This is a genomic window from Flavobacterium sp. LPB0248 (assembly GCF_013388355.1).
Classification (GTDB): Bacteria; Bacteroidota; Bacteroidia; order Flavobacteriales; family Flavobacteriaceae; genus Flavobacterium.
This window is the reverse complement of record NZ_CP058246.1, coordinates 1,682,862-1,709,263: the sequence shown is the minus strand read 5'-3', so window position 1 is coordinate 1,709,263 and position 26,402 is coordinate 1,682,862. Positions and strand designations below refer to the sequence as shown.

At 33.5% G+C, this 26,402-nt stretch carries 26 protein-coding genes and 1 tRNA gene; 18 read left to right on the top strand and 9 right to left on the bottom strand.

Annotated elements, in window-relative coordinates; genetic code table 11:
* Window positions 1–14: 14 nt before the first annotated feature.
* The 16 genes from LPB248_RS07060 to LPB248_RS06985 all read left to right on the top strand — a co-directional run bounded on the left by LPB248_RS07060 (window position 15) and on the right by LPB248_RS06985 (window position 18,105).
* Window positions 15–362, top strand: coding sequence for an FtsL-like putative cell division protein (locus LPB248_RS07060; protein WP_066032697.1), 348 nt, complete (start codon window positions 15–17; stop codon window positions 360–362).
* Window positions 353–2,359 carry a penicillin-binding protein gene (locus LPB248_RS07055; protein ID WP_177210810.1) on the top strand — a complete coding sequence of 669 codons (2,007 nt, stop codon included), beginning with the start codon at window positions 353–355 and terminating at the stop codon, window positions 2,357–2,359. Before LPB248_RS07060 ends, LPB248_RS07055 begins: the two co-directional genes overlap by 10 nt.
* Window positions 2,356–3,819: a UDP-N-acetylmuramoyl-L-alanyl-D-glutamate--2,6-diaminopimelate ligase gene (locus LPB248_RS07050; protein WP_177210809.1), complete on the top strand. Its 1,464-nt coding sequence runs from the start codon at window positions 2,356–2,358 to the stop codon at window positions 3,817–3,819. Before LPB248_RS07055 ends, LPB248_RS07050 begins: the two co-directional genes overlap by 4 nt.
* 74 nt (window positions 3,820–3,893) lie before the next feature.
* On the top strand, window positions 3,894–5,126 hold the full coding sequence (gene mraY, locus LPB248_RS07045; RefSeq protein WP_177210808.1) for a phospho-N-acetylmuramoyl-pentapeptide-transferase: 1,233 nt from the start codon (window positions 3,894–3,896) through the stop codon (window positions 5,124–5,126).
* Complete coding sequence (gene murD / locus LPB248_RS07040) at window positions 5,127–6,458, top strand: UDP-N-acetylmuramoyl-L-alanine--D-glutamate ligase (RefSeq protein ID WP_177210807.1); 1,332 nt, start codon at window positions 5,127–5,129, stop codon at window positions 6,456–6,458.
* A gap of 78 nt (window positions 6,459–6,536) precedes the next feature.
* Entirely contained in the window at window positions 6,537–7,847 is a 1,311-nt protein-coding gene (locus LPB248_RS07035; RefSeq protein WP_177210806.1) for an FtsW/RodA/SpoVE family cell cycle protein, read from the top strand.
* A gap of 45 nt (window positions 7,848–7,892) precedes the next feature.
* Window positions 7,893–8,981 (top strand): undecaprenyldiphospho-muramoylpentapeptide beta-N-acetylglucosaminyltransferase, encoded by a 1,089-nt coding sequence (gene murG / locus LPB248_RS07030; RefSeq protein WP_177210805.1) that lies wholly within the window; start codon window positions 7,893–7,895, stop codon window positions 8,979–8,981.
* A 74-nt stretch (window positions 8,982–9,055) separates the two neighbouring features.
* Entirely contained in the window at window positions 9,056–10,405 is a 1,350-nt protein-coding gene (gene murC, locus LPB248_RS07025) for a UDP-N-acetylmuramate--L-alanine ligase (RefSeq protein WP_177210804.1), read from the top strand.
* The gene (locus tag LPB248_RS07020) at window positions 10,392–11,114 is read left to right on the top strand and encodes a cell division protein FtsQ/DivIB (protein WP_177210803.1); all 723 of its coding nucleotides are present in this window, start codon (window positions 10,392–10,394) and stop codon (window positions 11,112–11,114) included. The genes murC and LPB248_RS07020 overlap by 14 nt, the downstream gene beginning before the upstream one ends.
* 6 nt (window positions 11,115–11,120) lie before the next feature.
* Entirely contained in the window at window positions 11,121–12,527 is a 1,407-nt protein-coding gene (gene ftsA, locus LPB248_RS07015; RefSeq protein WP_177210802.1) for a cell division protein FtsA, read from the top strand.
* A 79-nt stretch (window positions 12,528–12,606) separates the two neighbouring features.
* Window positions 12,607–14,595: a cell division protein FtsZ gene (gene ftsZ / locus LPB248_RS07010; RefSeq protein ID WP_177210801.1), complete on the top strand. Its 1,989-nt coding sequence runs from the start codon at window positions 12,607–12,609 to the stop codon at window positions 14,593–14,595.
* A 199-nt stretch (window positions 14,596–14,794) separates the two neighbouring features.
* The gene (locus tag LPB248_RS07005; RefSeq protein ID WP_008467137.1) at window positions 14,795–15,244 is read left to right on the top strand and encodes a GatB/YqeY domain-containing protein; all 450 of its coding nucleotides are present in this window, start codon (window positions 14,795–14,797) and stop codon (window positions 15,242–15,244) included.
* Window positions 15,245–15,304: 60 nt separating this feature from the next.
* Window positions 15,305–15,378 (top strand) — tRNA-Arg (locus tag LPB248_RS07000).
* Between the two features lie 254 nt (window positions 15,379–15,632).
* Window positions 15,633–16,190: a suppressor of fused domain protein gene (locus LPB248_RS06995; protein ID WP_177210800.1), complete on the top strand. Its 558-nt coding sequence runs from the start codon at window positions 15,633–15,635 to the stop codon at window positions 16,188–16,190.
* A gap of 33 nt (window positions 16,191–16,223) precedes the next feature.
* Complete coding sequence (locus LPB248_RS06990; RefSeq protein ID WP_177210799.1) at window positions 16,224–16,961, top strand: hypothetical protein; 738 nt, start codon at window positions 16,224–16,226, stop codon at window positions 16,959–16,961.
* 202 nt (window positions 16,962–17,163) lie between these two features.
* On the top strand, window positions 17,164–18,105 hold the full coding sequence (locus LPB248_RS06985) for a GyrI-like domain-containing protein (RefSeq protein WP_177210798.1): 942 nt from the start codon (window positions 17,164–17,166) through the stop codon (window positions 18,103–18,105).
* Window positions 18,106–18,376: 271 nt separating this feature from the next.
* Here the strand turns inward: LPB248_RS06985 and LPB248_RS06980 are convergent, their stop codons facing one another.
* The 7 genes from LPB248_RS06980 to LPB248_RS06950 form a co-directional block, all read right to left on the bottom strand.
* Window positions 18,377–18,928 carry a GNAT family N-acetyltransferase gene (locus LPB248_RS06980; RefSeq protein ID WP_177210797.1) on the bottom strand — a complete coding sequence of 184 codons (552 nt, stop codon included), beginning with the start codon at window positions 18,926–18,928 and terminating at the stop codon, window positions 18,377–18,379.
* A 153-nt stretch (window positions 18,929–19,081) separates the two neighbouring features.
* Window positions 19,082–19,270: a hypothetical protein gene (locus tag LPB248_RS06975; protein ID WP_177210796.1), complete on the bottom strand. Its 189-nt coding sequence runs from the start codon at window positions 19,268–19,270 to the stop codon at window positions 19,082–19,084.
* A 157-nt stretch (window positions 19,271–19,427) separates the two neighbouring features.
* Entirely contained in the window at window positions 19,428–19,934 is a 507-nt protein-coding gene (locus tag LPB248_RS06970) for a hypothetical protein (protein WP_177210795.1), read from the bottom strand.
* A 101-nt stretch (window positions 19,935–20,035) separates the two neighbouring features.
* Window positions 20,036–20,500 carry a DUF962 domain-containing protein gene (locus LPB248_RS06965; protein ID WP_177210794.1) on the bottom strand — a complete coding sequence of 155 codons (465 nt, stop codon included), beginning with the start codon at window positions 20,498–20,500 and terminating at the stop codon, window positions 20,036–20,038.
* Between the two features lie 46 nt (window positions 20,501–20,546).
* On the bottom strand, window positions 20,547–21,062 hold the full coding sequence (locus LPB248_RS06960; protein ID WP_177210793.1) for a DUF2199 domain-containing protein: 516 nt from the start codon (window positions 21,060–21,062) through the stop codon (window positions 20,547–20,549).
* Between the two features lie 2 nt (window positions 21,063–21,064).
* Window positions 21,065–22,312, bottom strand: a complete 1,248-nt coding sequence (locus tag LPB248_RS06955; RefSeq protein WP_177210792.1) for a TMEM143 family protein — start codon at window positions 22,310–22,312, stop codon at window positions 21,065–21,067.
* 622 nt (window positions 22,313–22,934) lie between these two features.
* The gene (locus LPB248_RS06950; RefSeq protein ID WP_177210791.1) at window positions 22,935–23,399 is read right to left on the bottom strand and encodes a hypothetical protein; all 465 of its coding nucleotides are present in this window, start codon (window positions 23,397–23,399) and stop codon (window positions 22,935–22,937) included.
* Between the two features lie 332 nt (window positions 23,400–23,731).
* Between LPB248_RS06950 and LPB248_RS06945 the strand changes: the two genes are divergently transcribed.
* On the top strand, window positions 23,732–24,154 hold the full coding sequence (locus tag LPB248_RS06945; protein WP_177210790.1) for a helix-turn-helix domain-containing protein: 423 nt from the start codon (window positions 23,732–23,734) through the stop codon (window positions 24,152–24,154).
* Window positions 24,155–24,294: 140 nt separating this feature from the next.
* Here LPB248_RS06945 and LPB248_RS06940 read toward each other — a convergent pair whose 3' ends face one another.
* Both LPB248_RS06940 and LPB248_RS06935 read right to left on the bottom strand, forming a co-directional pair.
* Window positions 24,295–25,008, bottom strand: a complete 714-nt coding sequence (locus tag LPB248_RS06940; RefSeq protein WP_177210789.1) for a LytR/AlgR family response regulator transcription factor — start codon at window positions 25,006–25,008, stop codon at window positions 24,295–24,297.
* Complete coding sequence (locus LPB248_RS06935; protein WP_255463037.1) at window positions 24,984–26,066, bottom strand: sensor histidine kinase; 1,083 nt, start codon at window positions 26,064–26,066, stop codon at window positions 24,984–24,986. The genes LPB248_RS06940 and LPB248_RS06935 overlap by 25 nt, the downstream gene beginning before the upstream one ends.
* A gap of 81 nt (window positions 26,067–26,147) precedes the next feature.
* Between LPB248_RS06935 and LPB248_RS06930 the strand changes: the two genes are divergently transcribed.
* A complete protein-coding gene (locus LPB248_RS06930; protein WP_255463036.1) occupies window positions 26,148–26,393 on the top strand; it encodes a hypothetical protein in 246 nt (81 codons plus the stop codon).
* The last annotated feature ends 9 nt before the right edge of the window (window positions 26,394–26,402 follow it).

Genomic DNA, 26,402 nt, shown 5'->3' with positions numbered 1-26,402 from the left:
TAAGGTAGGAAATAATGAAAAGTGGCGTATTTAGCATATTAAAAGCAAGATTCCTGATTCATGAAGATGCAGTAAAAAATTGGCGATTTATTGTCTTTATAATTCTGCTGGCCATTTTGATGATTGCCAATACACAGCGATACGAACAAAAGGTTTTTGAAATCGCGAAATTAAATAATGAAGTAAAAGAGCTGAGATCGGAATTTGTGGATCGACGTTCAGAATTGATGAAATTAAAAATGGAGTCAACTATTTCGGATAAAATGTTAGAAAAACAAATTTTTCCGTCGACAGTTCCTCCAGTTAAAATAGAAGTTACAAAAGAAGAAGAAAAAAGTTTCTTTAAAAGAATATGGCAGTAGACGATAAACATATATCCTACAGAATTTACCTCGTAGCAGTTTTCATCTTTTTGATGGCAATTGCTATTGTCGTTAAATTAACCAATATTCAGTGGGTTGAAGGAGATTATTACAGAAAACTAGCTAAACAGCGTACTGTGAGAAACTTCGTTATTCCTGCAAACAAAGGGAATATCTATTCTGCTGACGGAAGTTTATTGGCAACATCGATCCCGAATTATGAAATTCGTTTTGATGCTAAAGCGCCAAAAACAGAAACTTTCGAAAAATATGTAAAACCATTGTCAGATTCATTGGCAACAGTTTTAGATAAACCAAGCAGTTATTTTCAGAAAGAATTGCGAAAAGCACGTGAAAATAAAAACCGTTATTACCTGATTGCTCGCAATTTGAGTTATACTGAATATGTGAAAATTAAAGGTTTTCCGTTGTTCAGTTTAGGAGCTTTCAAAGGCGGAATCATCGTGGAACAAGAAACGGTTAGAAAACATCCGATCGGAAAAATTGCGGAAAGAACTATTGGCTATGACCGTATTGATCCAGCTACTGGAATAGAGGTAGGAAAAGGAATTGAATGGGCTTTTAAAAATTACCTGAACGGAAAAGATGGTAAAATTTTAAAGCAAAAAATCGCAAAAGGACAATGGAAACCAATTCGTGATGTAAACGAGGTAGATCCAATTGATGGTTACGATGTGATTTCGACTATAGATGTTTTTATACAAGATATTGCGCACCACGCTTTGTTGAAACAATTGGAAGATTACGAAGCAGATCACGGTTGCGTGGTTGTTATGGAAACGGAAACAGGATACATAAAAGCGATTTCAAATTTAGGAAGAGCAGAAGATGGTTCTTATTACGAAACAACAAATTATGCGGTTGCTGAATCTCACGAGCCTGGATCGACTTTTAAATTGGTTGATCTAATGGCGATTTTAGAAGATAAAGTAGCTGACACAAGTACGGTTTACGATAGCCATGGCGGGGAAATCAGATATTATGGAAGAGCCGTTCGTGATTCACATAGAGGTGGTTACGGAAAAGTTACTTTAGCACGCGGATTTGAACTTTCGTCTAATACAGTAATGGTTCAGGCAGTTTATGACAATTACAAAAGTAACCCGTCTAAGTTTGTAAATCATATTAATGAATTAGGTTTAAATAAACCATTAGGATTGCATTTTAAAGGAGAAGGAAGACCTTATATTCCGCAGCCTGGTGATAAACATTGGTCAGGAACTACGCTTCCGTGGATGGCTTTTGGATATAACGTTTCAGTTACGCCAATGCAGACTTTAACTTTATATAATGCGGTTGCGAATAATGGAGTAATGGTAAAACCGCAATTTGTATCAGAAATTAAAGAATGGAATAAGACCATTAAAAAGTTCGATACAGAAGTAATGAATCCAAAGGTTTGTTCGCCAGAAACGCTAAAAAAAGTAAAAGCAGTTTTAGCTAATGTGGTAAAAAAAGGAACAGGTTCTAAGTTGTATTCGAAAGATTTTTCTATGGCAGGAAAAACAGGAACAGCTATGGTGAATTATGGTAACGCAGGAAGAGAAGGAATGTATTATGCATCTTCTTTCGCAGGTTATTTCCCAGCCGATCATCCTAAATATTCTTGTATTGTAGTGGTTCATAAGCCAAATACATCTAGAAATAACTATTACGGAGCAGATGTTGCTGGACCAGTTTTCAAAAGAATCGCGCAAAAGATTTTTACTGATGCGCCTTCAACAAATAAAATTAAAAAATTAGATTCTAGGATTCCAAAACAGGATGCTAGTTATGATAAATATACGGCTGAAGCTAATAAAAAGCTGAACGAGATTCCGAATTTAAAAGGAATGCCAGGAATGGATGCGATTGCTTTATTGGAAAATTTAGGTTTGAAAGTAAAAGTAAATGGAATGGGGAAAGTGAAGAATCAATCAATTCAAGCGGGAACCAGTATTAGCAAAAACACAACAATTGTATTAGAATTATCGTGAAAGTATTAAAAGACATATTATATAAAGTGGCTATTGAATCGGTAAAAGGTTCAACAGATATTGCTATTCATAAAATTGAATTTGATTCACGCAAAGTAGAAGCAAATGATATTTTTGTAGCAATTCGCGGTTCACTTTCAGATGGACATGATTACATAGAGAAAGCAATCGAACTTGGAGCAAAAGCAATTATTTGTGATACGTTTCCTGAAACTGTTGCAAACGATGTTACTTATGTTCAAGTAAAAGATACCAATACCGCTTTAGCTTTTATGGCAGCTAATTATTTTGAAGATCCATCTGCAAAATTAAAATTAGTTGGAGTAACAGGAACAAATGGAAAAACGACAATTGCGTCATTATTGTTTCAGTTGTTTGAAAAAGCTGGTTTTAAAGTGGGATTGCTGTCAACTGTAAAAATCGTAGTAGACAAAACAGAATATCCTGCAACGCATACAACACCTGATTCTTTGACTATAAATCATTATTTGAATGAAATGGTTGAGGCTGGAGTTACGCATTGTTTTATGGAAGTAAGCTCGCATGGAATTCACCAAAAACGTACGGAAGCTCTACATTTTGTAGGCGGAATTTTTACGAACCTTTCTCACGATCATTTAGATTATCATCCAACATTTGCTGAATACAGAGATGTTAAAAAATCATTTTTTGACTCACTTCCAAAATCAGCTTTTGTTTTGTCAAACATTGATGATAAAAATGGTTCTGTAATGTTGCAGAATACTGTTGCTAAAAAACTGACATACGCTTTAAAATCTTATGCAGATTATAGAGCTCAAATTTTAGAAAGCCAATTGTCTGGATTATTGTTGAAAGTAAATGATAATGAAGTTTGGGTAAAACTGATTGGTACATTCAACGCATACAATGTTTTAGCAATTTATGGAACCGCAGTAGAGCTAGGAATTGATAGTCTTGAAGCGTTGCGTTTACTGTCTGATTTAGAGAGTGTTTCGGGACGTTTTCAGTATATCGTATCAGATGGAGGTATTACAGCTGTTGTAGATTATGCACATACGCCAGATGCATTGGAGAATGTTTTAAAAACGATAAATGATATCCGTACTAAAAATGAGCAGTTAATTACTGTTGTTGGATGTGGAGGAAATCGAGACAAAACAAAACGCCCGATTATGGCAAAGATTGCTTCAGATTTAAGTGATAAGGCGATTTTGACTTCAGATAATCCGAGAAATGAAGATCCAGAAGTTATTTTGGATGAAATGGAGCAAGGAGTTGAGCCACACAATTATAAAAAAATGCTGCGAATTACAGATAGAAAACAGGCAATTAAAACAGCTTGTCAATTGGCTCAGCCTAAAGATATCATTCTAATCGCAGGAAAAGGGCACGAAACGTATCAAGAAATAAATGGTGTTCGCCATCATTTTGATGATATGGAAACGGTAAGAGAAATTTTAGAACAACTGAATAAATAAAAAAATTAAGTTCAAATACCACCAAACAATTGGAATTTGGGATTTCAAAATTGGAATTTAAAAAATAAGAAAATATGCTGTACTATTTATTTGAATATTTTGATAAAACATTGGATCTTCCAGGAACAGGAGTTTTCCAGTACATCACATTTAGGTCAGCTTTGGCATTTATGCTTTCGTTGCTTCTATCGACTATTTATGGTAAAAGAGTGATTAACTTTTTGCGTCGTCAGCAAGTAGGAGAAACTGTGCGTGAACTTGGTCTTGCAGGTCAGAATGAAAAAGCTGGTACGCCTACAATGGGTGGATTAATCATCATTTTTGCTACTCTTATTCCGGTTCTATTATTTGCAAGATTGCATAACATTTATATTGTATTGCTAATTGTAACTACATTATGGATGGGAACAATTGGTTTTGTTGATGATTATATCAAAATATTCAAAAAAGATAAACAAGGTTTAAAAGGTATTTTTAAAGTAATTGGTCAAGTTGGTCTTGGAATTATCGTTGGTGCAGTTCTTTATTTTAATCCTGCAGTTACAGTAAGAACAGATACAGGCCGTGCAGATATTTTTAAGACAGCTGCAAATTCGACTGTTATTGTGCCAGCAGGAGTTGAAGAGAAATCTACAGCAACTACAATTCCTTTCGTGAAAAACAATGAATTTGACTATGCTGAAGTATTGTCTTTTATGGGTGATGGATATGAGAAATGGGCTTGGTTAGTATTTATTCCAGTTGTAATTTTTATCATAACAGCGGTTTCAAACGGAGCAAATTTAACAGATGGAATCGACGGACTCGCTGCAGGAACTTCCGCAATATCCGTACTCGCGCTCGGGATTTTTACATTCGTTTCGGGTAATATCATTTTCTCAAATTATCTGAACATTATGTATATTCCCAATTCGGGAGAAATGACGGTTTTTATTTCTGCCTTTGTGGGTGCGCTTATTGGATTTCTTTGGTACAACTCATTTCCAGCATCGGTTTTTATGGGTGATACGGGGAGTTTGACTATTGGAGGAATCATTGCGGTTCTAGCAATTGCTGTGCGTAAAGAGATATTAATCGTTTTATTCTGTGGAATTTTCTTGGCAGAAAGTGCTTCAGTAATTATTCAAGTAAGTTATTTTAAATATACGAAGAAGCGTTTCGGAGAAGGACGAAGAATTTTTCTGATGTCACCGCTTCATCATCATTATCAGAAAAAGGGATATCACGAAAGTAAAATTGTTACCCGTTTCTGGATTGTTGCCGTAATGTTAGCCATATTGTCAATCATTACCCTAAAATTAAGATAAATGAGATTAGTAGTTTTAGGTGGAGGAGAAAGCGGAGTAGGAACCGCGATCCTCGGTAAGAAACAAGGTTACGATGTTTTTGTATCGGATTTTGGAAAAATAAAGGAAAGCTATAAAGAAGTTCTTATCATTAATAAAATTGCTTGGGAAGAAGAGCAGCATACAGAAGATTTAATTCTAAATGCAGATGTGGTGATGAAAAGCCCTGGAATTCCCGATAAATCCCCGATAGTAAAAAAACTTATCGCGGCAGGAGTAAAGGTAATTTCGGAAATTGAATTTGCGATTCCTTACACAGAAGCAATGACCATCGGGATTACCGGAAGTAATGGTAAAACCACTACCACAATGTTGACACATCACTTGCTGAAATATGCAGGATTAAATGTAGGATTGGGTGGGAATATTGGAAAAAGCTTCGCTTGGCAGGTGGCGGAAAATAAATTTGATGCCTACGTTCTTGAGTTAAGCAGTTTTCAGTTAGACGGAATAATAAATTATAGGCCAGATATTGCCATTATAACCAATATAAGTCCGGACCATTTAGATCGATACGAATATAAATATGAAAATTATATCAATTCGAAGTTCCGAATAACGATGAACCAGACTGAGAACGATTATCTCATTTACGATGCAGACGATGAGGCAAGTACAGAATGGTTAAAGAAGAACAAAACAAAAGCAAAACTAATTCCTTTTTCATTGACGAAAAAATTTGATGAAGGGGCTTCTATAAATAACAACAAAATGGAAATAAAGATCAACCAAGAAGAGTTTACAATGGATACAGAACACATTGCGTTAGAAGGAAAACATAATATGAAAAACGCCATGGCAGCAAGCTCTGTAGCTAAATTGATGCAAATTAGAAATGCAACAATTCGTGAAAGTCTATCTAATTTCCAAGGTGTTGAGCACCGTTTAGAAAAAGTACTAAAAATACAAAACGTTCAATATATCAACGATTCGAAAGCAACAAATGTAAATGCTACTTTCTTTGCTTTGGATAGTATGAATGCACCAACAGTATGGATTGTTGGAGGTGTTGACAAAGGAAACGATTACAACGAACTAATGTCGTTGGTACGCGAAAAAGTAAAGGCAATTATCTGTCTTGGAATCGATAACCGTAAAATTATTGATGCTTTTGGAAATGTTGTTGATATTATGGTTGAAGTAAATAATATGAATGATGCAGTAAAAACTGCTCAAAGATTAACAGAAAAAGGCGATGTAGTTTTATTGTCTCCAGCCTGCGCAAGTTTCGATTTATTCGAAAACTACGAGGATCGTGGAAAACAATTTAAACAAGCTGTGCACAACTTGTAAAAAAAGTTCAAAGTTTCAAGTTTCAGGTTAAGTGAAGCTTGAAACATGAAACAAAAGAAAACCTGAAACAAAGAGATTATGAAAGAGCTGGTAAACAAACTAAAAGGAGATAGGGTAATATGGTCATTCGTGGCCTTATTGGCGCTGTTTTCGTTTATGCCTGTTTTTAGTGCGAGTAGTAATCTTGCCTATATCGGGCATGGGACAGGAAATACATTAGGGTATTTGGTAAAACATTTGGCGCATATCTGTATTGGTTTTTTAATTATTTACTGGGTGCATAGAGTTCCATATCACTATTTTAGAGCAATTTCTAAGATTGCACTTCCAGTGGTTTGGATTTTACTGCTTTACACACTTTTAAAAGGAACTGTTATTGCTGGTGCAAACGCGAGCCGTTGGATTCAGGTGCCTTTTATCGGGATTACGTTTCAGACATCAACATTGGCTGCTATTGTTTTGTTTATTTATGTGGCACGTTATTTATCTAAAACTAAAGAAGAAAATGAGCCTTTTCAAACCTCATTGATTCAGCTTTGGATTCCGGTATTTATCACATTAGTATTAATTCTGCCAGCAAACTTTTCGACTACGGCGTTAATTTTTGTAATGGTTTTGATGCTGACATTTATTGGTAAATATCCATTAAAATATATTGCTTTTATCATTGGTTCAGGAATTGCAATGTTGGCGTTTTTCCTTTTGGTAGCGAAAGCTTTTCCAGATTCAAGATTCTTTAGTAGGGTTTCAACTTGGGAAAGTCGTATTACGAATTTTACAACAGACAAACCTGATGAAGATGATTATCAGATTGAGAAAGCAAAAATTGCAATTGCATCTGGAAAATTAGGAGGATTAGGTCCTGGAAAAAGTGTTCAGAAAAACTTTTTGCCACAATCTTCTTCCGATTTTATCTACGCTATTATTGTAGAGGAATACGGTTTGGTTGGAGGGGTTTCGATAGTAATTCTGTACTTATTATTATTGTTTCGTTTTGTAATAGCTTCTCATAAAGCACCAACTATATTTGGAAAATTAGTTGTCGTAGGTGTTGGTTTTCCTATGATATTTCAGGCTATGATCAATATGGCGGTTGCTGTAGAATTATTGCCAGTTACAGGGCAGACGCTTCCCTTGATAAGTAGTGGAGGAAGTTCGATTTGGATGACTTGTCTTGGACTTGGAATTATCATTAGTGTGACAAGAAAAGAAGAGGAAATTGCTGAAGATAAGCTTGAGAGAGAAAAACGAAAAGAAGCTTTACAGCGATTAATAGATAAAGAAATGGCAGAGGAAGATTTGCCTGCCGATGAGATATATGAAGAAGAACCAATGTATTCCATCGAAGATAATTCAAGAAATCCGATGAATGCGGTTTTAAACAAATAGGATTAGAATATAAAAATTTTTTAAAAAGTTGTAATTTTTAGAAAGATGACAAAGTATAAATTCATACTTAGCGGAGGAGGAACAGGAGGGCATATCTATCCTGCAATTGCAATTGCAAACGAATTAAAATTACAATTTCCTGATGCAGAATTTCTTTTTGTAGGTGCCAAAGATAAAATGGAAATGCAAAAAGTGCCTCAGGCAGGTTATGAAATAAAAGGTCTTTGGATTGCTGGTTTGCAGCGAAAATTGACATTGCAAAATTTGATGTTTCCACTTAAACTGGCAAGCAGTTTATTGGAGTCAAAAAGAATAATAAAAAAGTTTAAGCCTAATGTGGTAATTGGAACGGGTGGTTTTGCCAGCGGACCCTTATTGCAAGCAGCGGGTTCGGCAGGAATCCCAACAGTGGTTCAAGAGCAGAATTCTTATCCGGGGATAACAAATAAATTGTTAAGCAAAAAAGCAAATGCAATTTGTGTGGCGTATCAAAATTTGGAACGCTTTTTTCCAAAAGAGAAAATTGTTTTAACAGGGAATCCAGTTCGTCAAGATTTAATTGACATTGAAAGCAAACGTGATGAAGCAATTGCTTTTTATGGTTTAGATCCTAATAAGAAAACATTACTGGTTTTAGGAGGAAGTTTAGGAGCCAGAAGAATCAATCAATTAATTGAAAAGGAACTTCAAAATTTTCTTTCTCAAGATGTACAGGTAATCTGGCAATGTGGGAAATTATATTTTGAAGATTATAAAAAATATAGCCAACCAAATGTAAAAGTGGTTGATTTTATTGAAAGAATGGATTTTGTCTACGCGGCATCAGATGTCATAATTTCACGTGCTGGAGCTTCGTCGGTGTCAGAATTGTGTATTGTGGGAAAACCAGTCATTTTTATTCCATCGCCGAATGTAGCTGAGGATCACCAAACTAAAAATGCACAGGCAATTGTGGAAGAAAAAGGTGCGATTTTGTTGAAAGAATCTGAGCTTGACAGTCAGTTTAGCATTGTTTTTGAAGCGCTGCTGAAAGATTTGGGAAAACAGAAACAATTAAGTGATAATATTAAGAAACTGGCAAAACCTAGAGCTACACAAGATATTGTAGCAGAGATTGTGAAGTTAATTAAATAGAAAAATTAAAAAGCTGAAGGCATATAGTTAAGAGACTTTAAAAACTTTAGACTTTAAGACATTAAGACTCAATTATGAATTTAAATCAAATACAAAACGTTTATTTTATTGGTATCGGAGGTATCGGAATGAGTGCCTTGGCTCGTTATTTCAAGTTTATTGGAAAACAAGTTTCAGGTTACGACAAAACACCTTCTATGCTAACTAATGAATTGATTGAAAGTGGTATAGGTATTCATTTTGAAGACAATATAAATTTGATTCCAACAGATTATTATGTTGAAAATACACTAGTAATTTACACACCAGCGGTTCCAAAAACACATTCTGAGTGGAATTATTTTGTTGAAAGGCATTTTGAGGTTAAAAAACGTGCCGAAGTTCTCGGAATTATAAGTAGAGATACTTTCTGTTTTGCAGTTGCAGGAACACACGGAAAAACTACTACATCTAGTATTTTGGGACATATTTTGTTTCAAAGTGGTGCTGATGTAACGGCTTTTATTGGAGGAATTGTTGAGAATTATAATTCTAATTTAATTGGAAGCGGAAAAACAGTAACAGTTGTAGAAGCAGACGAATTTGACAGATCGTTTTTGCATTTGCGTCCAGATATTGCTTGCGTAACTTCTATGGATGCAGATCATTTGGATATTTATGGAACGAGTGACGCAATTGAGGCTTCTTTTAGAGAATTTGCTTCAAAAGTTGAAGATAAAAACAATCTCTTTATAACCAAAGAATTGCCTTTAGATGGTGTTCAATGTGCTATAAATGAAGATGCTGTATATAAAGCTTATAATGTTCGAATAGAAGATGGAGCTTATGTTTTTGATGTGCAGACGCCTTCAGAAATTATGAAAGATTTACGTTTCGGACTGCCTGGCAAACATAATTTAATGAATGGATTAATGGCTATTGCGATGGCTAAGACTTTCGGCACCCCGACCGATTCTATTGCAAAAGCCATTGCTTCATTCAACGGAATCAGAAGACGTTTTTCATATCAGATTAAGAGTGAAAATTTAGTTTATATTGATGATTATGCACATCATCCAACAGAAATAAATGCTGTTCATCAGGCAGTTAGAGAATTGTATCCAGGACGTAAAGTGCTGGCAATTTTCCAACCGCATTTATTTAGTAGAACAAGAGATTTTGTTGACGGATTTGCAGCAAGCTTATCGCAGTTTGATGAAGTGTTTTTGATGGATATTTACCCTGCTAGAGAGCTTCCGATGGAAGGAGTGACCTCTGAATGGCTTTTGGGTAAAATGACAAATTCGAACAAAAAAATTGTTGCAAAAGATGATTTATTAGGTGAAATCAAAGCCAGTGATGCACCTATTATTGTAACAATTGGAGCTGGTGATCTGGGAGAGATGGTTCCGTCAATTAAAAAGGTTTTAAATGAAAATATTTAATTGGGCAAATATTAGATTAGTACTTATTTTCGGACTAGTTCTTTTTCTATATTCTTTCGCGCAGCATCGAAATGGCGATCGAAAATTGAAAAAATCTATGGTCGTTTTTGTAGGAGAAAATACGCTTTTTGTGAAGCCGGAAACGGTTAATAAATTGTTGATAGAAAATAAAAGAGACGCTTCCAGTATTAGAAAAGATGAACTAGATTTGAATAAGATAGAGAAAACCCTCGATACGCAAGAGATGATTGAGAAGTCAAACGTTTTTGTAAGTATCGATGGAGTTCTAAAAGCAGTAGTAAAACAGAAGACGCCCATAGCAAGAGTTTATGATGGCGCTGCTTCTTTTTATATTGACTATGAGGGAAATAAAATGCCCTTATCAGACAATTTCACTGCGCGAGTTCCTCTTGTTTCAGGGGCAATAAATGCAAAAAATAACGAAGATTTAGCAGCTTTATTTCGCACAATTTATGACGATGCGTTTTTGAAAAAAAACATCATTGCTATAGAGATTATGCCGAATGGAAGCTTAAAAATGTTTAATCGTAACTATGATTACTTCATAGATTTTGGCAGAACGATGAATGTTGATAAGAAATTTAGAAACTATAAAGCGTTTTTTCAAAAAGCGGTTTTAGATAGTTCGTTATACAAATACAAAAAAATTGACCTTAGGTTTACGGAACAAGTAGTTTGCACTAAATAATAGAAAATGGAAAAAGATAACATTGCAGTAGGTCTAGATATTGGAACAACCAAAATCGTTGCCATGATTGGCAAAAAAAATGAATATGGTAAGTTGGAGATTTTGGGCATTGGTAAATCCAAAAGTTTGGGTGTTGCCAGAGGAGTAGTAAACAACATTACGCAGACGATACAATCGATACAGCAAGCGATACTCGAAGCAGAAAATAATTCAGGTTACAAAATTAAAGATGTAGTTGTGGGTATTGCTGGACAGCACATCAGAAGTATTCAGCATACAGATTACATCAGCAGAAATAATCCAGAAGAAGTAATTGGCGAAAAAGATATTCAACTCCTAATCGATCAGGTAAACAAACTGGCGATGTTACCAGGAGAGGAAATTATTCACGTTTTACCACAAGAATTTAAAATTGATGGGCAATCTGAAATTAAAGAGCCAATCGGAATGTACGGCGGAAGATTAGAATCTAGTTTTCACGTTGTAGTTGGACAGGCATCTTCAATCAGAAACGTTGGAAGATGTATTCAGAGTTCCGGAATAGAATTATCTGGTTTAACATTAGAACCATTAGCTTCGGCAGATGCTGTTTTAAGTCAGGAAGAAAAAGAAGCTGGTGTTGCGCTTATCGATATTGGAGGTGGAACAACAGATTTGGCTATTTTCAAAGATGGGATCATTCGTCATACAGCTGTAATTCCTTTTGGAGGAAATGTCATTACAGATGATATCAAAGAAGGATGCTCGATTATTGAAAAACAAGCTGAACTTTTAAAAATCAAATTCGGATCTGCTTGGCCAGGAGAAAACAAAGACAACGAGATTGTTTCTATCCCAGGTTTAAGAGGAAGAGAGCCAAAAGAAATTTCGCTTAAAAACTTATCTAAAATTATCCATGCAAGAGTAGTGGAAATCGTAGAGCAGGTTTTTGCAGAAATTAAAGCTTACGGACACGAAGATCCTCGTAAAAAGCTAATAGCTGGAATTGTTTTAACGGGTGGAGGTGCACAACTAAAGCATATCAAGCAGCTGGTAGAATACATTACAGGAATGGATACTAGAATTGGTTATCCGAACGAGCATTTAGCAGGAAACTCTAGTGAAGAAATCTCTAGCCCGCTATATGCAACTGCAGTAGGATTAGTAATGAATAGTATCGAAAACAGTTCGCAAAGTGCTGTTAGATTGGAAATGGTTCAAGAACAGCCAAAAGTTGTTTATAGAACTGCTCCTCCAGTACAGCGATACGAAGTTGAAGAAAACTACGTTGAGAAAGTAGAAACTATTGAAGAGCCTAGAGAAACCGTAAGTCAAAGGGTGCCTAAAAATGAATCTACTGAGAACAAAATAAGAAGATCATTTTTTGATCGATATGTCGACAAAATCAAAGAATTTTTAGACAACGCAGAATAATAAAAAGAGAAGGATTATTTCTTGCCCCAAGTCAAGAAGTAAAAAATGTACTTAATAAGAATTTCAAAAAACCAAAAAGATGATGAGCAACTCAGAATTTGGAAGTATTTCATTTGATTTACCAAAAAATCAATCAAATGTAATCAAAGTAATAGGTGTAGGTGGAGGCGGAAGTAACGCAATTAACCACATGTTCAAACAAGGTATTAAAGGTGTAGATTTTATCGTTTGTAATACCGATTCGCAAGCGCTTCAAAATAGTTCAGTACCAAATAAGATTCAGTTAGGAGTTAATTTAACTGAAGGATTAGGAGCAGGAGCAAATCCAGACGTTGGACAGCAGTCGGCAATCGAAAGTATTTCGGATATTGAAAAAATGCTGGATAAAAATACTAAGATGGTATTTATTACTGCTGGTATGGGTGGAGGAACAGGAACTGGTGCAGCTCCGGTAATTGCTCAATTAGCAAAAGAAAGAGAAATATTAACTGTTGGTATCGTTACAATTCCGTTTCAATTTGAAGGGAAAGTACGTCAAGAGCAGGCGATTATTGGAATCGAGAAATTGCGTAAGCAGGTCGATTCTTTAATTGTAATCAACAACAATAAATTAAGAGAAGTATACGGAAATCTTGGATTTAAAGCAGGATTTTCTAAAGCGGATGAAGTTTTGGCAACAGCCTCTAGAGGTATTGCCGAAGTAATTACGCACCACTATACTCAGAATATCGATTTACGTGACGCGAAAACTGTTTTGGCTAACAGTGGAACTGCGATCATGGGGTCTTCTGTGGCTGAAGGCGACAACAGAGCTAAAGATGCTATTGTTTCTGCTTTGGATTCTCCATTGTTGAACGATAATAAAATTACAGGTGCCAAAAACGTATTGTTGCTTATCGTTTCTGGAACTAATGAGATTACTCTTGACGAAATTGGAGAAATCAACGATCACATTCAAGATGAAGCTGGTTACAATGCAAATATCATTATGGGGGTTGGTGAAGACGAAACTCTAGGTGAAGCTATTGCAGTAACTATTATTGCTACAGGTTTTGATGTGGAACAACAAAATGAAATTGTAAATACAGAACCAAAGAAAATCATTCATACGTTAGAAGATGAGCAGAGAAGTGTTCATAATTTAACTAATAAACCGCTTGCTTCTTTTGACCTAACTGTTGATACACCGACAGCAAAAGTAGAAGATAAAGTTGTTTTTGATTTAGTTGACGATGATGAAACATTTACTCCAACTGCACAAGCTGTTGCTCCAGCAATCAATCAGGAAGAGTTAGTGGTGATGTCTGAGTTTATCAAAAATCTAGATGTAACTTTCGAAATTGTTTCGCCAATTACAGATATCGATTTTACTATTTCATCTCCTGAGGCGCCAGCTGTTCAGCAAGTACAGCAACAACAGCCAATTCAACCAGTGCAACAACAAAGAGTTTTTGAAAAAGAAGAACAAACAACATTCTCTTTTGATCTTCCTTTGTTTAAGCAAGAGCCTGTAAGAAGAGAGCCAGTTATTGAGGATAACAGAGTTCTGTTTGAATTGACAAATGAAACTCGTGAAATTAAAGTAAACGATCCAGTGCAATTTGTTCCCGTAACTGAAGTTTCAGACAACGGAATTATTAAATATTCTCTAGAAGAATATATGGAAGTTGAAAACGATTTATTGGCTTCTAAACCAGTTGAAAAAGTAGTTGAACCTACAATTCCAGAGGAATTAAATATTACATTGAAACCAAGAGTTGATTTTGCAAGTCAGCCTGATATTTCAACAACTTCTGAAGTTTCTCCTTTAGAATTAACTATTGAAGAAACATTGCGTTTAAGAGCAGAAGAAAGAAGAAAGAAACTAAAAGAATTTAACTATAAATTCCATAACAATGTTTCTAGAATTGATGAGTTGGAAAAAGAGCCAGCTTACAAAAGATTAGGAATAGATTTATCTAATTCTCAGTCTAATAATACAAATTCTAGAATCTCTGTTGGAACAGACAGTAATAATGATTTACAATTACGTTCAAACAATTCATTTTTGCACGATAACGTAGATTAATTTTTAGAATCATAATATTGGGTAACCCGAAAATTGGATTTAATTTTCGGGTTATTTTTTTTATCTTCGCACAGAATTTCAAAATTTGACTTCCTAAATAGGTTTTTAAAGTGAATCTTGTTTTCACCCTGAGCGAAGTCGAAGGGTTAAATTAATATATCAATTAATAAGCACTAGCTTATTCAAATAAAATATAAACATGAGTTTACAAACACAAATCATGGACGAAATTAAAACGGCCATGAAAGCAAAAGACACAGTAGCTTTAGAAGCTTTAAGAGCTGTAAAATCAGAATTATTATTGGCTTCAACAGCTTCTGGATCTAAAGAAGATTTATCTGAAGACGAAGAAATTAAGTTACTTCAGAGATTGGTGAAAACTCGTAAAGAAAGCGCAAGAATCTTTACAGAACAAAACCGTCCAGATTTAGCAGAACCAGAATTGGCTCAAGTTGCTGTAATCGAAAAGTTTTTACCAGCTCAATTAAGCGAAGAAGAAGTAGAAGCTGTAGTAGCAAAAATCATTGCTGAAACAGGAGCTTCTGGAATTGCTTCAATGGGTAAAGTAATGGGATTAGCATCTGCTCAATTAGGAGGAACTGCTGAAGGAAAAACCATTTCTACAATTGTGAAAAAATTACTTTCGTAAATAATAATTTTAGAGTTCAGATTTTAGATTGAATCTGAATTCTAAAATCATAAATAAACTGACCTCGTAGTTCAACTGGATAGAATATCAGATTTCGGCTCTGAGGGTTGGGGGTTCGAACCCCTCCGGGGTCACTTTAAAATTGAAAAGCCTGCAAATTGTATATTTTGCAGGCTTTTTTATGGTTTAAAAATTATTTTGAAGTTTTATTTTTTTGCGATATCAATGTTTACGGCAATTTTTGTTTCGAACTCCGTTAAGTCTCTAAATTTCTAGAACATCATTATTATTTGCATATTGAAGATAAAGTTATTAAGTTCACTTTGTCAAATAATAGTCTAAAAGATTGATTTGACATAAACTGACTCTGTTTCATTATAAAAAACTAATGCAAAAGAATTATTCTGTGAAATTGACCGATCACTACAATTCCTATTATGGAATTTCTGGAAAAAAAATGAAATGGGAAATAGGTCCTACATGGAAAACCCATCCAGAGTTCTTCGTTTTAGAATTTGCTCCAAATAATGTTCACAACATGTGGGCATATTGTACCGTTGGAATGTCAGCCGACTTAATAGATGATAACTTAATTGAGTTAGTTATTTATTCTCCAAGAAAAGATAATTCTTTGGTTGAATTATTGACTGTTCATGCTTCTCATCACAGACTGAAACCTTTTAATATTCACCATACCTCAAATATTGGAAGGCCTTGGCTTGAAAATTCTATTTGTGACCATGCATTTATTTCATTACCTTATCTTGACGGAGATAATCTAGAAATTTTTCAATTTGAAGAAAAGATAATTCATTGTTGCTGGCTTATTCCTATTACACAACTAGAAAGAGATTATAAAATTAAGTATGGCTGTGAGGCATTAGAGGAATTGTTTGAAGAGAAACAACTGGATTACTTAAATCCATTGAGAAAGTCTTTAGTTTAAGTGATTAAAATCGGAAATATTATTAAAAAGCATATGTTATTTGGACTATTTAAAAGTTTAGATGAAAAAGTTAAAGAAGATAAAGAAAATCTAATAGCTAGATTAAAGGACTCTGAGTTAAAGACTTTGATTATAGAAATGGGAAATAACAAACCTATTTCAAATAACATAATTAAAAGGCAGAAACGAGATCAATCTTTTGAAAGCAAAGATTTTCCTAGTTGGTATGCTTACAGAATTTCTGATGAATTAAGTGATATAAAATTCAAGCCCGAACTTATAGAATTACTTAAAGACAAAGATTTTTTTCAATATAAACAGTACGTTTTAAGATGTTTAAGTAGCTTATGCGTAAACTGTAGTGATTATGAACTTTTTGAATTTTTGATTTCAGAACTCAAAAAAACTGACAAAGAAGAAGTAATTACAACTGTTTTAAGCAGGCTTAATAAGTTGAGAAAACCAGCCACTCTAAATATTGACTATCTTAAACAATTACTATTAAATGGAACATATCAGAATAGGATTGATGCACTTAGCGCCTTACAAAACTCAGAGCACAAAGATTTAGAAGAAATTTTAATACTAAAATTGAAGACTAGTGATCAGCATACTAAAGGTATGATTTGTGCAACCCTTAGATCTACTGGAACAATAAAGTCATTAGAACCATTGGAAGCCGAGTTTAAAAAAACAAGAAGTAATGATTTAAAATATTTTATTCAAAGTGCAATTGACGAAATAAATGAACGAGAAAATAGTAGAATCTAAACATTTAAATATGAACTAAAATCTCTAGATCTTCCGATAAATGGTTCGAATCCTGTACCGTCAAGATCACCATAAAAAAAGCCTGAGAATATAGATTCTCAGGCTTTTTTTATGGATTAAAAATACATTCTTAAATTTGGTCTTAATATTGGTTTTACACATCACGAATCTTTAGTTGAAACAATATCATAGATCCAAAAGCATGACAAAAGAAGAGTCTATTAAAGAGTATTACTTTAGAATTAATAAGAGTATAGATTATATAAAAGAAAACCTTCATGAAGAACTTTCTTTAGAGAAATTGGCCATTCTTTCGAATTTTTCAAAATTTCATTTTCATAGAATTTTCAAGTCAGTTACAGGAACAACAATTAATGATTTTATTAAAAATGCAAAAATTGAAAGAGCGCTATTCTTCTTAATGAACAATCCTTCAAAAACGATTAGTGAAATTGCAACTGATTGTGGCTTTTTAAGTATTTCGTCTTTTTCAAGAGCTTTTCGTGAAGTTAAACAGCAAACACCTAGTGAATGGCGAAAGTTGTATAAAAATAGCAATATTGGTATAATAGATAGCAATATTGGAAAAATGCAGTCCGAAATTGAAAACTACCTTGCACTCAAATTAAATAATTTAAAAAATAATGAAATGAGTGAAACTATAAAACTTGATTTTGAAGTCAAAAAGCTGGATGCATTTAATGTTATTTATATTCGAAATCTGAATATTCACAAACATGATAGTGAAACATTTGAAGATATGTTTAAACAGCTTTTTAGCTGGGCTTCTCCAAGAAATTTGGTAAATTTTCCTGAAACCAAAGCATTAACCGTCTATAGAAGCAATGCTAATTTAGAAGGAATGCTTCAAGCAGATGTTTGTTTGTCTGTTCCTGAAAAAATAGTAGGAGAAGGAATAATTGGCAATACTACCATAAGTGGCGGATTGTATGCTATTTTCCATAAAGAAGCGACAATGTCTGAATGTTTTAAAACATGGAATTACATTTACGAGGTATGGTTTGAAGAAAATGGCTATCAGCCAGATAATAGAAATTTCTTTTTAAGCCATTTAAATGATCCAAAACAGCATCCTCAAAATCATCACATTATTGATATCTACATACCAATAAAATTATTGTGATGATTATGAAATTGTCATTTAATGTCTCATTTTCCCTTTCGGGGATTGGCTTGCGATTTAATTTTAGAATAAATTATTTTTAAATATTATATCTAGGTACTTAAACTAAGATGTTGCTTAACTAGAAAATAGGCATTAGATTAAGCAGCTATTTAAAATCCTGAGAATGTAGATTCTCAGGACTTTTTTATGGTTTGAAAAATTTTTTAAATTTTCTTTAGTTTAAAAATGCCTATGATTAATGGAGATTTTGGTTCGAACCTTGGCAATTCTACTTATTAATTTGATTGTTTCTTAAAGTGTAAGTTACCAGATTTTTTATATTCTGATGGGTATTATTATACTTTTTATTTTCCAGTTCGAAGTTCAATTTTTTTAATATTGATACAGAATTAATATTGTCAGAAGATGGAAAAGCAGTTATTATTTTTGCTTTTATTTTTTGAAATGTATATTCTATAATTTTTTTGATTGCTTCGGTCATTATTCCTTTTCCTTGAAATTCACTTAACATTTCATATCCTATTTCTACAATTTCATTTTCAATATCAAAATTCCATAAGCAAACTGAACCAATTAGGTTGTTATTTCCTTTTTCGGTTATGACCCAATAAATGCATTCATTCTTCGCTATTAAATTTTGCATTTTAATTATGTATTCTTCTGCTTTTTTTAAGCTTGACGAATTGTCTCTTCCAACAAACGCATTTACAATTGCATCAGAATGTAATTTATGAATTAAAATAACATCCGTGTTTTCAATATTTCTCAATATTAATCTTTCGGTAATTAGTAAAGGGAAATCTTTAAAATTCAATTCCATTCTGCAATTTTTTTGATTATTTTTTTATGTGAAATTTTGACTTTCGTTTGATACTAAATAAGTTATAATTACTACATCAAGCATATTAATCCAAGCTGGATAGATGTCTGATAAACGTCACGGGTTTTATTTTCAAAAATAAGGATTTTTATTTCACTGCTTCTTTCCAGAATTTTTAATGATATAATAAACCGAAAATACAAAGACAATGCTATAGATAACTGCCATTGCTGGATTCTCAAATTTTAGATTCTTAAAATCAAATTGCTTGTATAAAGTGACGCCTAAAATGATGGCTACTACCCAAAATACAAATGTAATAGGTTGGTTTTTATTTTCCATAATTAGATTGTTGGTTGTTAGAGATGTTTCAGATTTCGCTTTATAGATTGAATTTTTAAACTATTTAGAAATGCTTTTTTAAATGAAAAGGACAAAAAAGATAACATTCTTCCTTGTCCTTATATTTTTTTAGAATTGATTTAGAATTTAAAGAATATTATAAAGAGGGTTTAAATTTGCTTATTCCGCTAAATTCTTTATACTCTGAATATATGTCAATACCAAGAAGTATCCATTTTCTAGTTCCTCCAGCTTGATATTCAAAGGTGTTTTTCTGTTTGGTTTTATTTATAGTAATGTACTCTGTAGACCATTCTGTACCAAAAGAGTATCCAGTTCTTGGAATCAATGCTGAACGAGCATTTTCGCCATCGCAAATAACGTACAATTCGATTTTTGAAAAGAGATCATCTTCAAGAGTAGTTTTTGAAAGATAAGTATTGCGATTTGAAGATTGTTTTTCGGTTTCGCTATTTTCAAATTCAAATTTTTTATCTTTTTGTTCATTGCCTGGTCTTGTGATAAAAGATAAAGCAAAAAAAGAAAAGAGAATGGCAACGGATAAGCCAACTTTTTTACGAATCTCTACTGCTTTTTTTGCACTAAAAATAATAAGCACTAAAACGAGTGCAAGGTTTAGTATTCCCCAGATTAACTCTATCATAATTTTATTTTAGATATATCAAAAGTACATTTTTATTTCAAAAAATAAGATAATCCTTATTTTTGATTATTCGTCGCAGTGTGGCATTATTTCGAAATGATTTATTTCCTAGAAAACAAATTCTCAACAACCCAAGCTGGACCAATCAATAAAAACTGAAGATCTTTTAAGAAAGAAGGTTTTTTGCCTTCAATATTATGCCCGTAAAATTGTCCGATCCAAGCGATAACAAAAACGCCGATTGAGAATGCCCACAACGGTACAACTTGTCCGATATAATAATTTAAGATTAAACAGATTCCCGAGAACAAAGCAATTTTAATAGCCATTGCAACCGATAATCTAATGTAGAAAACCAATACAAAAAGCAGAACCACAAAAGCCCAGTTTTCGATAATAGGTAAATTTAGGTTTAAAGTATGGGCAATAATTCCGCTAGGAATGCTCATTAACAAGCCAACGATAGAAAAGAAAATTGCGGGAACGCAAATGTAGTGAATCGCTTTATTGGTTGGGTTCTGATGACTTACGGCATATTCTGCAAACCATTGGTCTAATGTTCTCATTGTTTGTGGTTTTAGGGTTAGATGCGTAAATCTAATAAAATTTCTTTTAGCTTTTACCGTGCTGAATTTTCATTATTTCATCTACAATCGAAATGGCTTTTTCTAAAGTAATTCCGTTTTCCTGATCTAGGGTTAAAGGATGATTTTCTTCAATCATTTTTATTTCTGGAATTAATCCTAAACCTTGTTCAATGGCGATTGATTTTAGAGATATGGTTTTGCCGTAAGTAGGAACATCAGTCTGCATCCATCCAAAATAAGGCTCTTGGTGAATTCTATTTGGATCTTCCCATAAATCCATTCGAAGACAAAAATTTTCTTCGCTTATTGTTGTCCATACATTAAAAACCAAGTCTTCATGATAGTCGATTATCGGAATTGTTAATCTTCCACGATGAAAAAAATGTTCTTCATCTACATAACACCAATTTCCTCCAAATTCAATTCGTTGTTCTCTTTCTTCTGGCGGAATAGCAAAATAATAAGCAGGAAATTCGTTTCCAAAAGACAAAGGCATTTCGTCAAAAACTTCGCCGCAGCAAGAACATTTGTAAGTATACATTTTTAGTATTTTAGAGCATTTGCATTTTGATTGTATTGAAAAACATTGTCCCACAACTCATCAATAGCGATAAGCGCTTCATTTAACGGAATCACGTCCCATTTTCCATTAGTTTCTGTTCCTAATCCTATACTTTTTAGTTTCAGTAAAGCATCGTTTACATCAAAATCTAAATCGGTATTTAGTTTGGTTTGAAACCAAGATTCAATTTGATTGTCTAGTTCTTCGGCTGTTAACGATTCTTCGCTTTCGTGTAAAAATGTATAAGCAAGAATAGTTTCTTTCAAGGCTTCTTCTTCTGAAGAATTTAGTAAAGAATAAAACGCACCGCTATTGTTGCCGACATTCTTAAAATACAAACTGTCAGAAAGTGTTTTAGAATATCTAATTTTCTTGTTTACGAAGTTGTTGTATTGACGGAAACAATAAGCACCTAAAATTCCTAATGCAATTAAACCTTGATTTAAAGAAGTTTTACTGTTTAGTAAATCGATTGTTTCTCCAGTCTGATAAGCTTCATACATATTAATCAAGGCTGGAATTACTTTGGCGCTTAATAAAGAAAGTCCGCCAAAAAGACCTGGAACCCAAAGCAGCAATTTATCTTTGAGAGACATTTTCGGAATAGCATTCGGGAAAATAGTTTCAAGATCGTTTTTAGGAACACGCTTAAAAATTTTCAGTGCAATAGAACCCGGATCAATTGGCATTTTACCTAATTTGACTTTCTTTTCTTTCAGGTAATCTGCTTCGCTGTAATTGAGGTAAATTAAGACACGATCATAATATTCAATTTCAACTTCTTTGGTCCAGAAAAAGTATTTTTTGATCTTTTCTTTCGCTTTATGATGTCCGCGTGCATAAAGTTCGAAATCTTTAAAAGCATTAAAATCGATAGAAAGATGCAATCCAATCAAATCAGATTCGTTAAAAGCATCGTTTAAAGCTTGTTGATTAATTCTGTAATAATTACCACGCTCGAGAACTTTCAGTAATGTTTCTTTAAAAACGGGAAAATCGCTTTTATTGATAAACTGTTCACGTTCTTTTTCGCTTAAATCGGGATCATAAAGCGCGTAATGCTGTTTTAGATTTCGGTTAAGATTAAAAGATTCGTAATGATAATAATGTTCGATAATTTCGAATAACTTTTTAAAATCATCAGCCTTTTGTGCGTTTTCGGCAAACGCAGCAATTTGCTTTTCTAATAAGAATTCTTTGTTAAACGGAATATAATGTTCTCTAGTCATGCGGACTTTATTTCGTGGCTTTTACAGAACGCAAAAATAGTGCTTTTTTCTGAGGAGCAAAGGTGCAGAGGTACAAAGCAACAGAGGTTTGTCATCCTGAGGAACGAAGGATCACACAAGTAGCTCCGCAAAGATAATTAGATAGTAATTTCCTCATAGTTTTGTCATCCTGACGTAAGGAAGGATCACACAAGGAGCTCCGCAAAGAGGGTCGCCAAACTTTGTCGATCCCGAGTGTGATCCTTCGTTCCTCAGGATGACAGAATAGTGCGGATGTTCTTTATTAAGGGCTATTAGTTTTGTCATACTGACGCAAGGAAGGATCACACAAGTCGCTCCGCATAGAGAGTCACCAGACTTTGTCAATTCCCGAGTGTGATCCTTCGTTCCTCAGGATGGTAAACAAAAAAAAGTGAAATTTCCAATCGGTACCAGCGATTTGAAATTCCACTTTCTGTTCCAAAAAAAAAGTGACAAAAAATTAAAAAGCTCTCTATTAGAAAACCTTGCCTAAACTAAAAATTATTCACTACAATATTAACACAAAACAAAATGATGGCTACGAGTATTTATACCTGTTTTTGTAAATGGTCAAAGATTTTGAATAGTTAGAGCGCAAAGGTTATTGCAATACCGATTTCTTTAATTCGATTACACCTTGAATATATTTTATTAATTCTTCTTTAGTAACTGCAAAAGGAGCTTTTTCGGCTTCGAAGTTTAAATACAGATTGGCAATACTTTCGGCATCAAGATTTTGGGCGAGGTAATGATGCTCTGCATATTGTATAAGATGATCTACAAAACGTTCGCGCTGTTTTCCTTTTTCGACTGTTTCTAGATCGCCTTCTTTTATTTTTTCGATTACAGATTCTGGCAAATCGATTGTGAGATACATGCAGTCGACAGCAACTTTAGAAAGCAGTTCTTTGGGCACTCTTCCTGTTGCATCGCAATACGCGCAAGGCGCTGGAACCCATTTTAATTGACGGTTTAAACGGCGGATATCATCCCAATCAACAAATCTTTTTCCAAGACATCTCGGACATTTTGTATCTGATCTTCTAAAAAAATTAAAAATGCTCATTGGTTTGTAAATAGCTTAGTGGTTTGGTTGGCGCGAATTTAAATAATTAAGTAAGAAAAGTTTCTTGGTTTGCGATTTTTTTTAAGAAAATAATTCACAAAATCCCAATTTTACACAATTGACATTGATTTAAAACAAATAAAAATAACGATTGCTAAAATCTGAAATCCCTGTAATTACGTGCGATTCGAGATTTTGGTCTTGTATTAGATTTAGCACAAAAAGGAAATGCGTATTGCTTTTTTAGTTGTGAGAAAAACGATACTTTTGTTTGTTAGAAAGGTGTTTTATTGAAATAAAAAACTTTAAAGAATTTTAAATATCTTTGAATTATGAGCACAGCAACAAAACCAAAACATATTGGCAGAAATATCAGCCGAATTAGAGAGTTTAGAGGTATGAAACAAGAAGCACTAGCGATTGCCCTTGGCATGAGCCAGCAATATGTTTCTACTCTTGAAGGAAGTGAAACCATCGACGACGAAAGACTAAATAAAATTGCTGAAGCTTTAGGCGTTTCTGTAGAAACCATTAAGAATTTTAGTGATGAAGGGGTATTCAATTACTTTAATACTTTTAACGAACCTAATTTTGCAAATAGTAATGGCGCTTTTGGTCAAAATAATAATTGTTCATTCAATCCAATCGAAAAGCTGATTGAATCTTATGATGAAAATAAGAAACTTTATGAGCGTTTATTAGAATCTGAAAAAGAGAAAATTTCTTATTTGGAAAAGCTGCTTAAAGAGAAATAGGATTTTATAAAATATTATAAACAAAAAAAAGAGACTTTAAAAGTCTCTTTTTTTTGTTTCTGTTTTTCCTGAAATATATACAAATACTTCTCAAAAATTATCTAATTATCCAAAATGACAAATTATCTCATTAAAAAAGATTATCTCATTGACAAATTGTTCAACAGAATCTGATACTTTCTTCCCACAGGAATAATATCGCCATTTGACATTGTGAGATTTTTGGTCGTAACAGCAGAAATTTTAGTTGTATTTACAATATAAGATCTGTGTACTTGCAGAAAATGTGCACAATCAATTTCGGCGCTTATACTTGCGAGCGAACCGTAAATGACAATAGGAGATTTTAGTTTGCAATTGTACAATTTCATGTAATTGCCCAAACTTTCGATGTATAAAATATCAGAAAGAGGCGTTTCAATTACTTGACCGTTGGAGCGGTACGAAAGTACTTTTTCGTCGTCGCTACTTTCTTTCTTAAGATTATTTCCAGAATGATATGTTTTGGCTTTTTCGATTGCCTTTGAGAATTTATCAAACGAAATGGGTTTCATTAAATAATCGATCGCATCGTTTTGATAGGCCGAAAGCGCATAGTCAGAATAAGCCGTTGTCACAATTGTAATGGGGCGTTTGGGCTGAAGTTCCATTAATTCGACACCTGAAATTACAGGCATATTAATATCTAGAAAAATAATATCGTATTGGTTTTCGTTGAGCAGTTTTATGGCTTCCATACCATTAAAAGCACTTCCAGAATGTTCCAGTTCGTCAAATTTGGAGATATGCGAAATCAAGGCTTTATGCGCCGGCGATTCGTCATCAATTATTAGACAGCGGTAGGTAAGTGCCATATATTCAATTTTACGATAAACATCTCTTTATCTTTTTTGCAGCTCAAATCGTGTTTTAGGCCGTATACTTCTAGACGTCTTTTTAGGTTTTCAATTCCAATTCCGGTGCTCGAAAGACGTGATCCCGAATCGAGATAATTGTTTTTTAAAGTAAAAGTAACGCTTCGGCAATTTACCTTCAAATCAAGATTGATAAAAGGTTCGGCAGTTTCGGCAGAAAATTTCACCGCATTTTCTACCAAAGGCAGAAAGAACAAAGGCGGAATTTCGATTTGATCGTGAACACCTTCAATTTTTTGCGTTACAGCTAGTCTTTCGTTTCTAAACGTGTAATATTCAATGTATTTTTTTATAAACGCAATTTCTTCCTGCATTAAAACATAATCTTTCTTAGAAGCTTCAATCTGATAACGCAGCATGTCTGAAAGATTCAATATTCGATCTGGAACTTTTTCGGGTTCTGCCAAGGCTTCTCCGTAAAGATTATTCATTGCATTGAGTAAAAAATGCGGATTGAGCTGCTGTTTTAAAAACGAAAGTTCCGATTTGAAATTCATAATATCTTTATCGGCTTGGCTCATTTTTTTGCTAATAACAATATGCAGGAAATAAAAAAAACAGCCGTTTATAATAAGCGATACAATCTGAAGGGCTTTTAAATTTCCTAATTCCACAAGCGGAAGAAACCAATTCATGAAGAAATAAAAACAAGTCCAATACACCGCTAGAAGCGTGAAAAAGATTTTGAACCTTTTATGAAATAAAAAAGGCTTAATGATGCAGATGTTAAAAATCGTAATCCAGACAATACACGGAAAATAGCCCATGGCAATTTTGCTGAGAATAAAAGTCCAGCTATGTCCGTCGAGTTTTACTTCATCATAAATACAGGCGAAAATAACTAAATAAACAAGTGTGTTTACGATTAGGTTTCGTAGAAAAAAATTCTGGTAGATTTTTGCAATTGTCATAGTGGCAAAAATAATACAATCGTATAGTTTGTAAGTATTTATAAAGAAAAATTTATACCAACGCCATTCGTATAAATCGTACGCCATTGGTATAAAATTGCTGTTAAAATAGCGGTTTCTCCTTTATTTTTGAATTCGAATTTCTATACTCTTTTAAAAAAAATAAAAATGTACCAGTTTAAAGAATTAAAAGATGCCGATATGATCGTGGAGATTTTTAAAACAAATGTTCAGAATGAATCTGATCGAGATCATGTCATCGCAATGATGCAAAAGCATTTTCCAGAATATAAAATTAATTTTGATTTGGAAGACTGCGATAAAATTTTAAGAATTGAAGGTTTTGATTTGCAGTGTGATAACGTCGCAAATCATGTTTCTCGCTTAGGTTATACTTGCATAAGATTAGAATAATATTTAAAA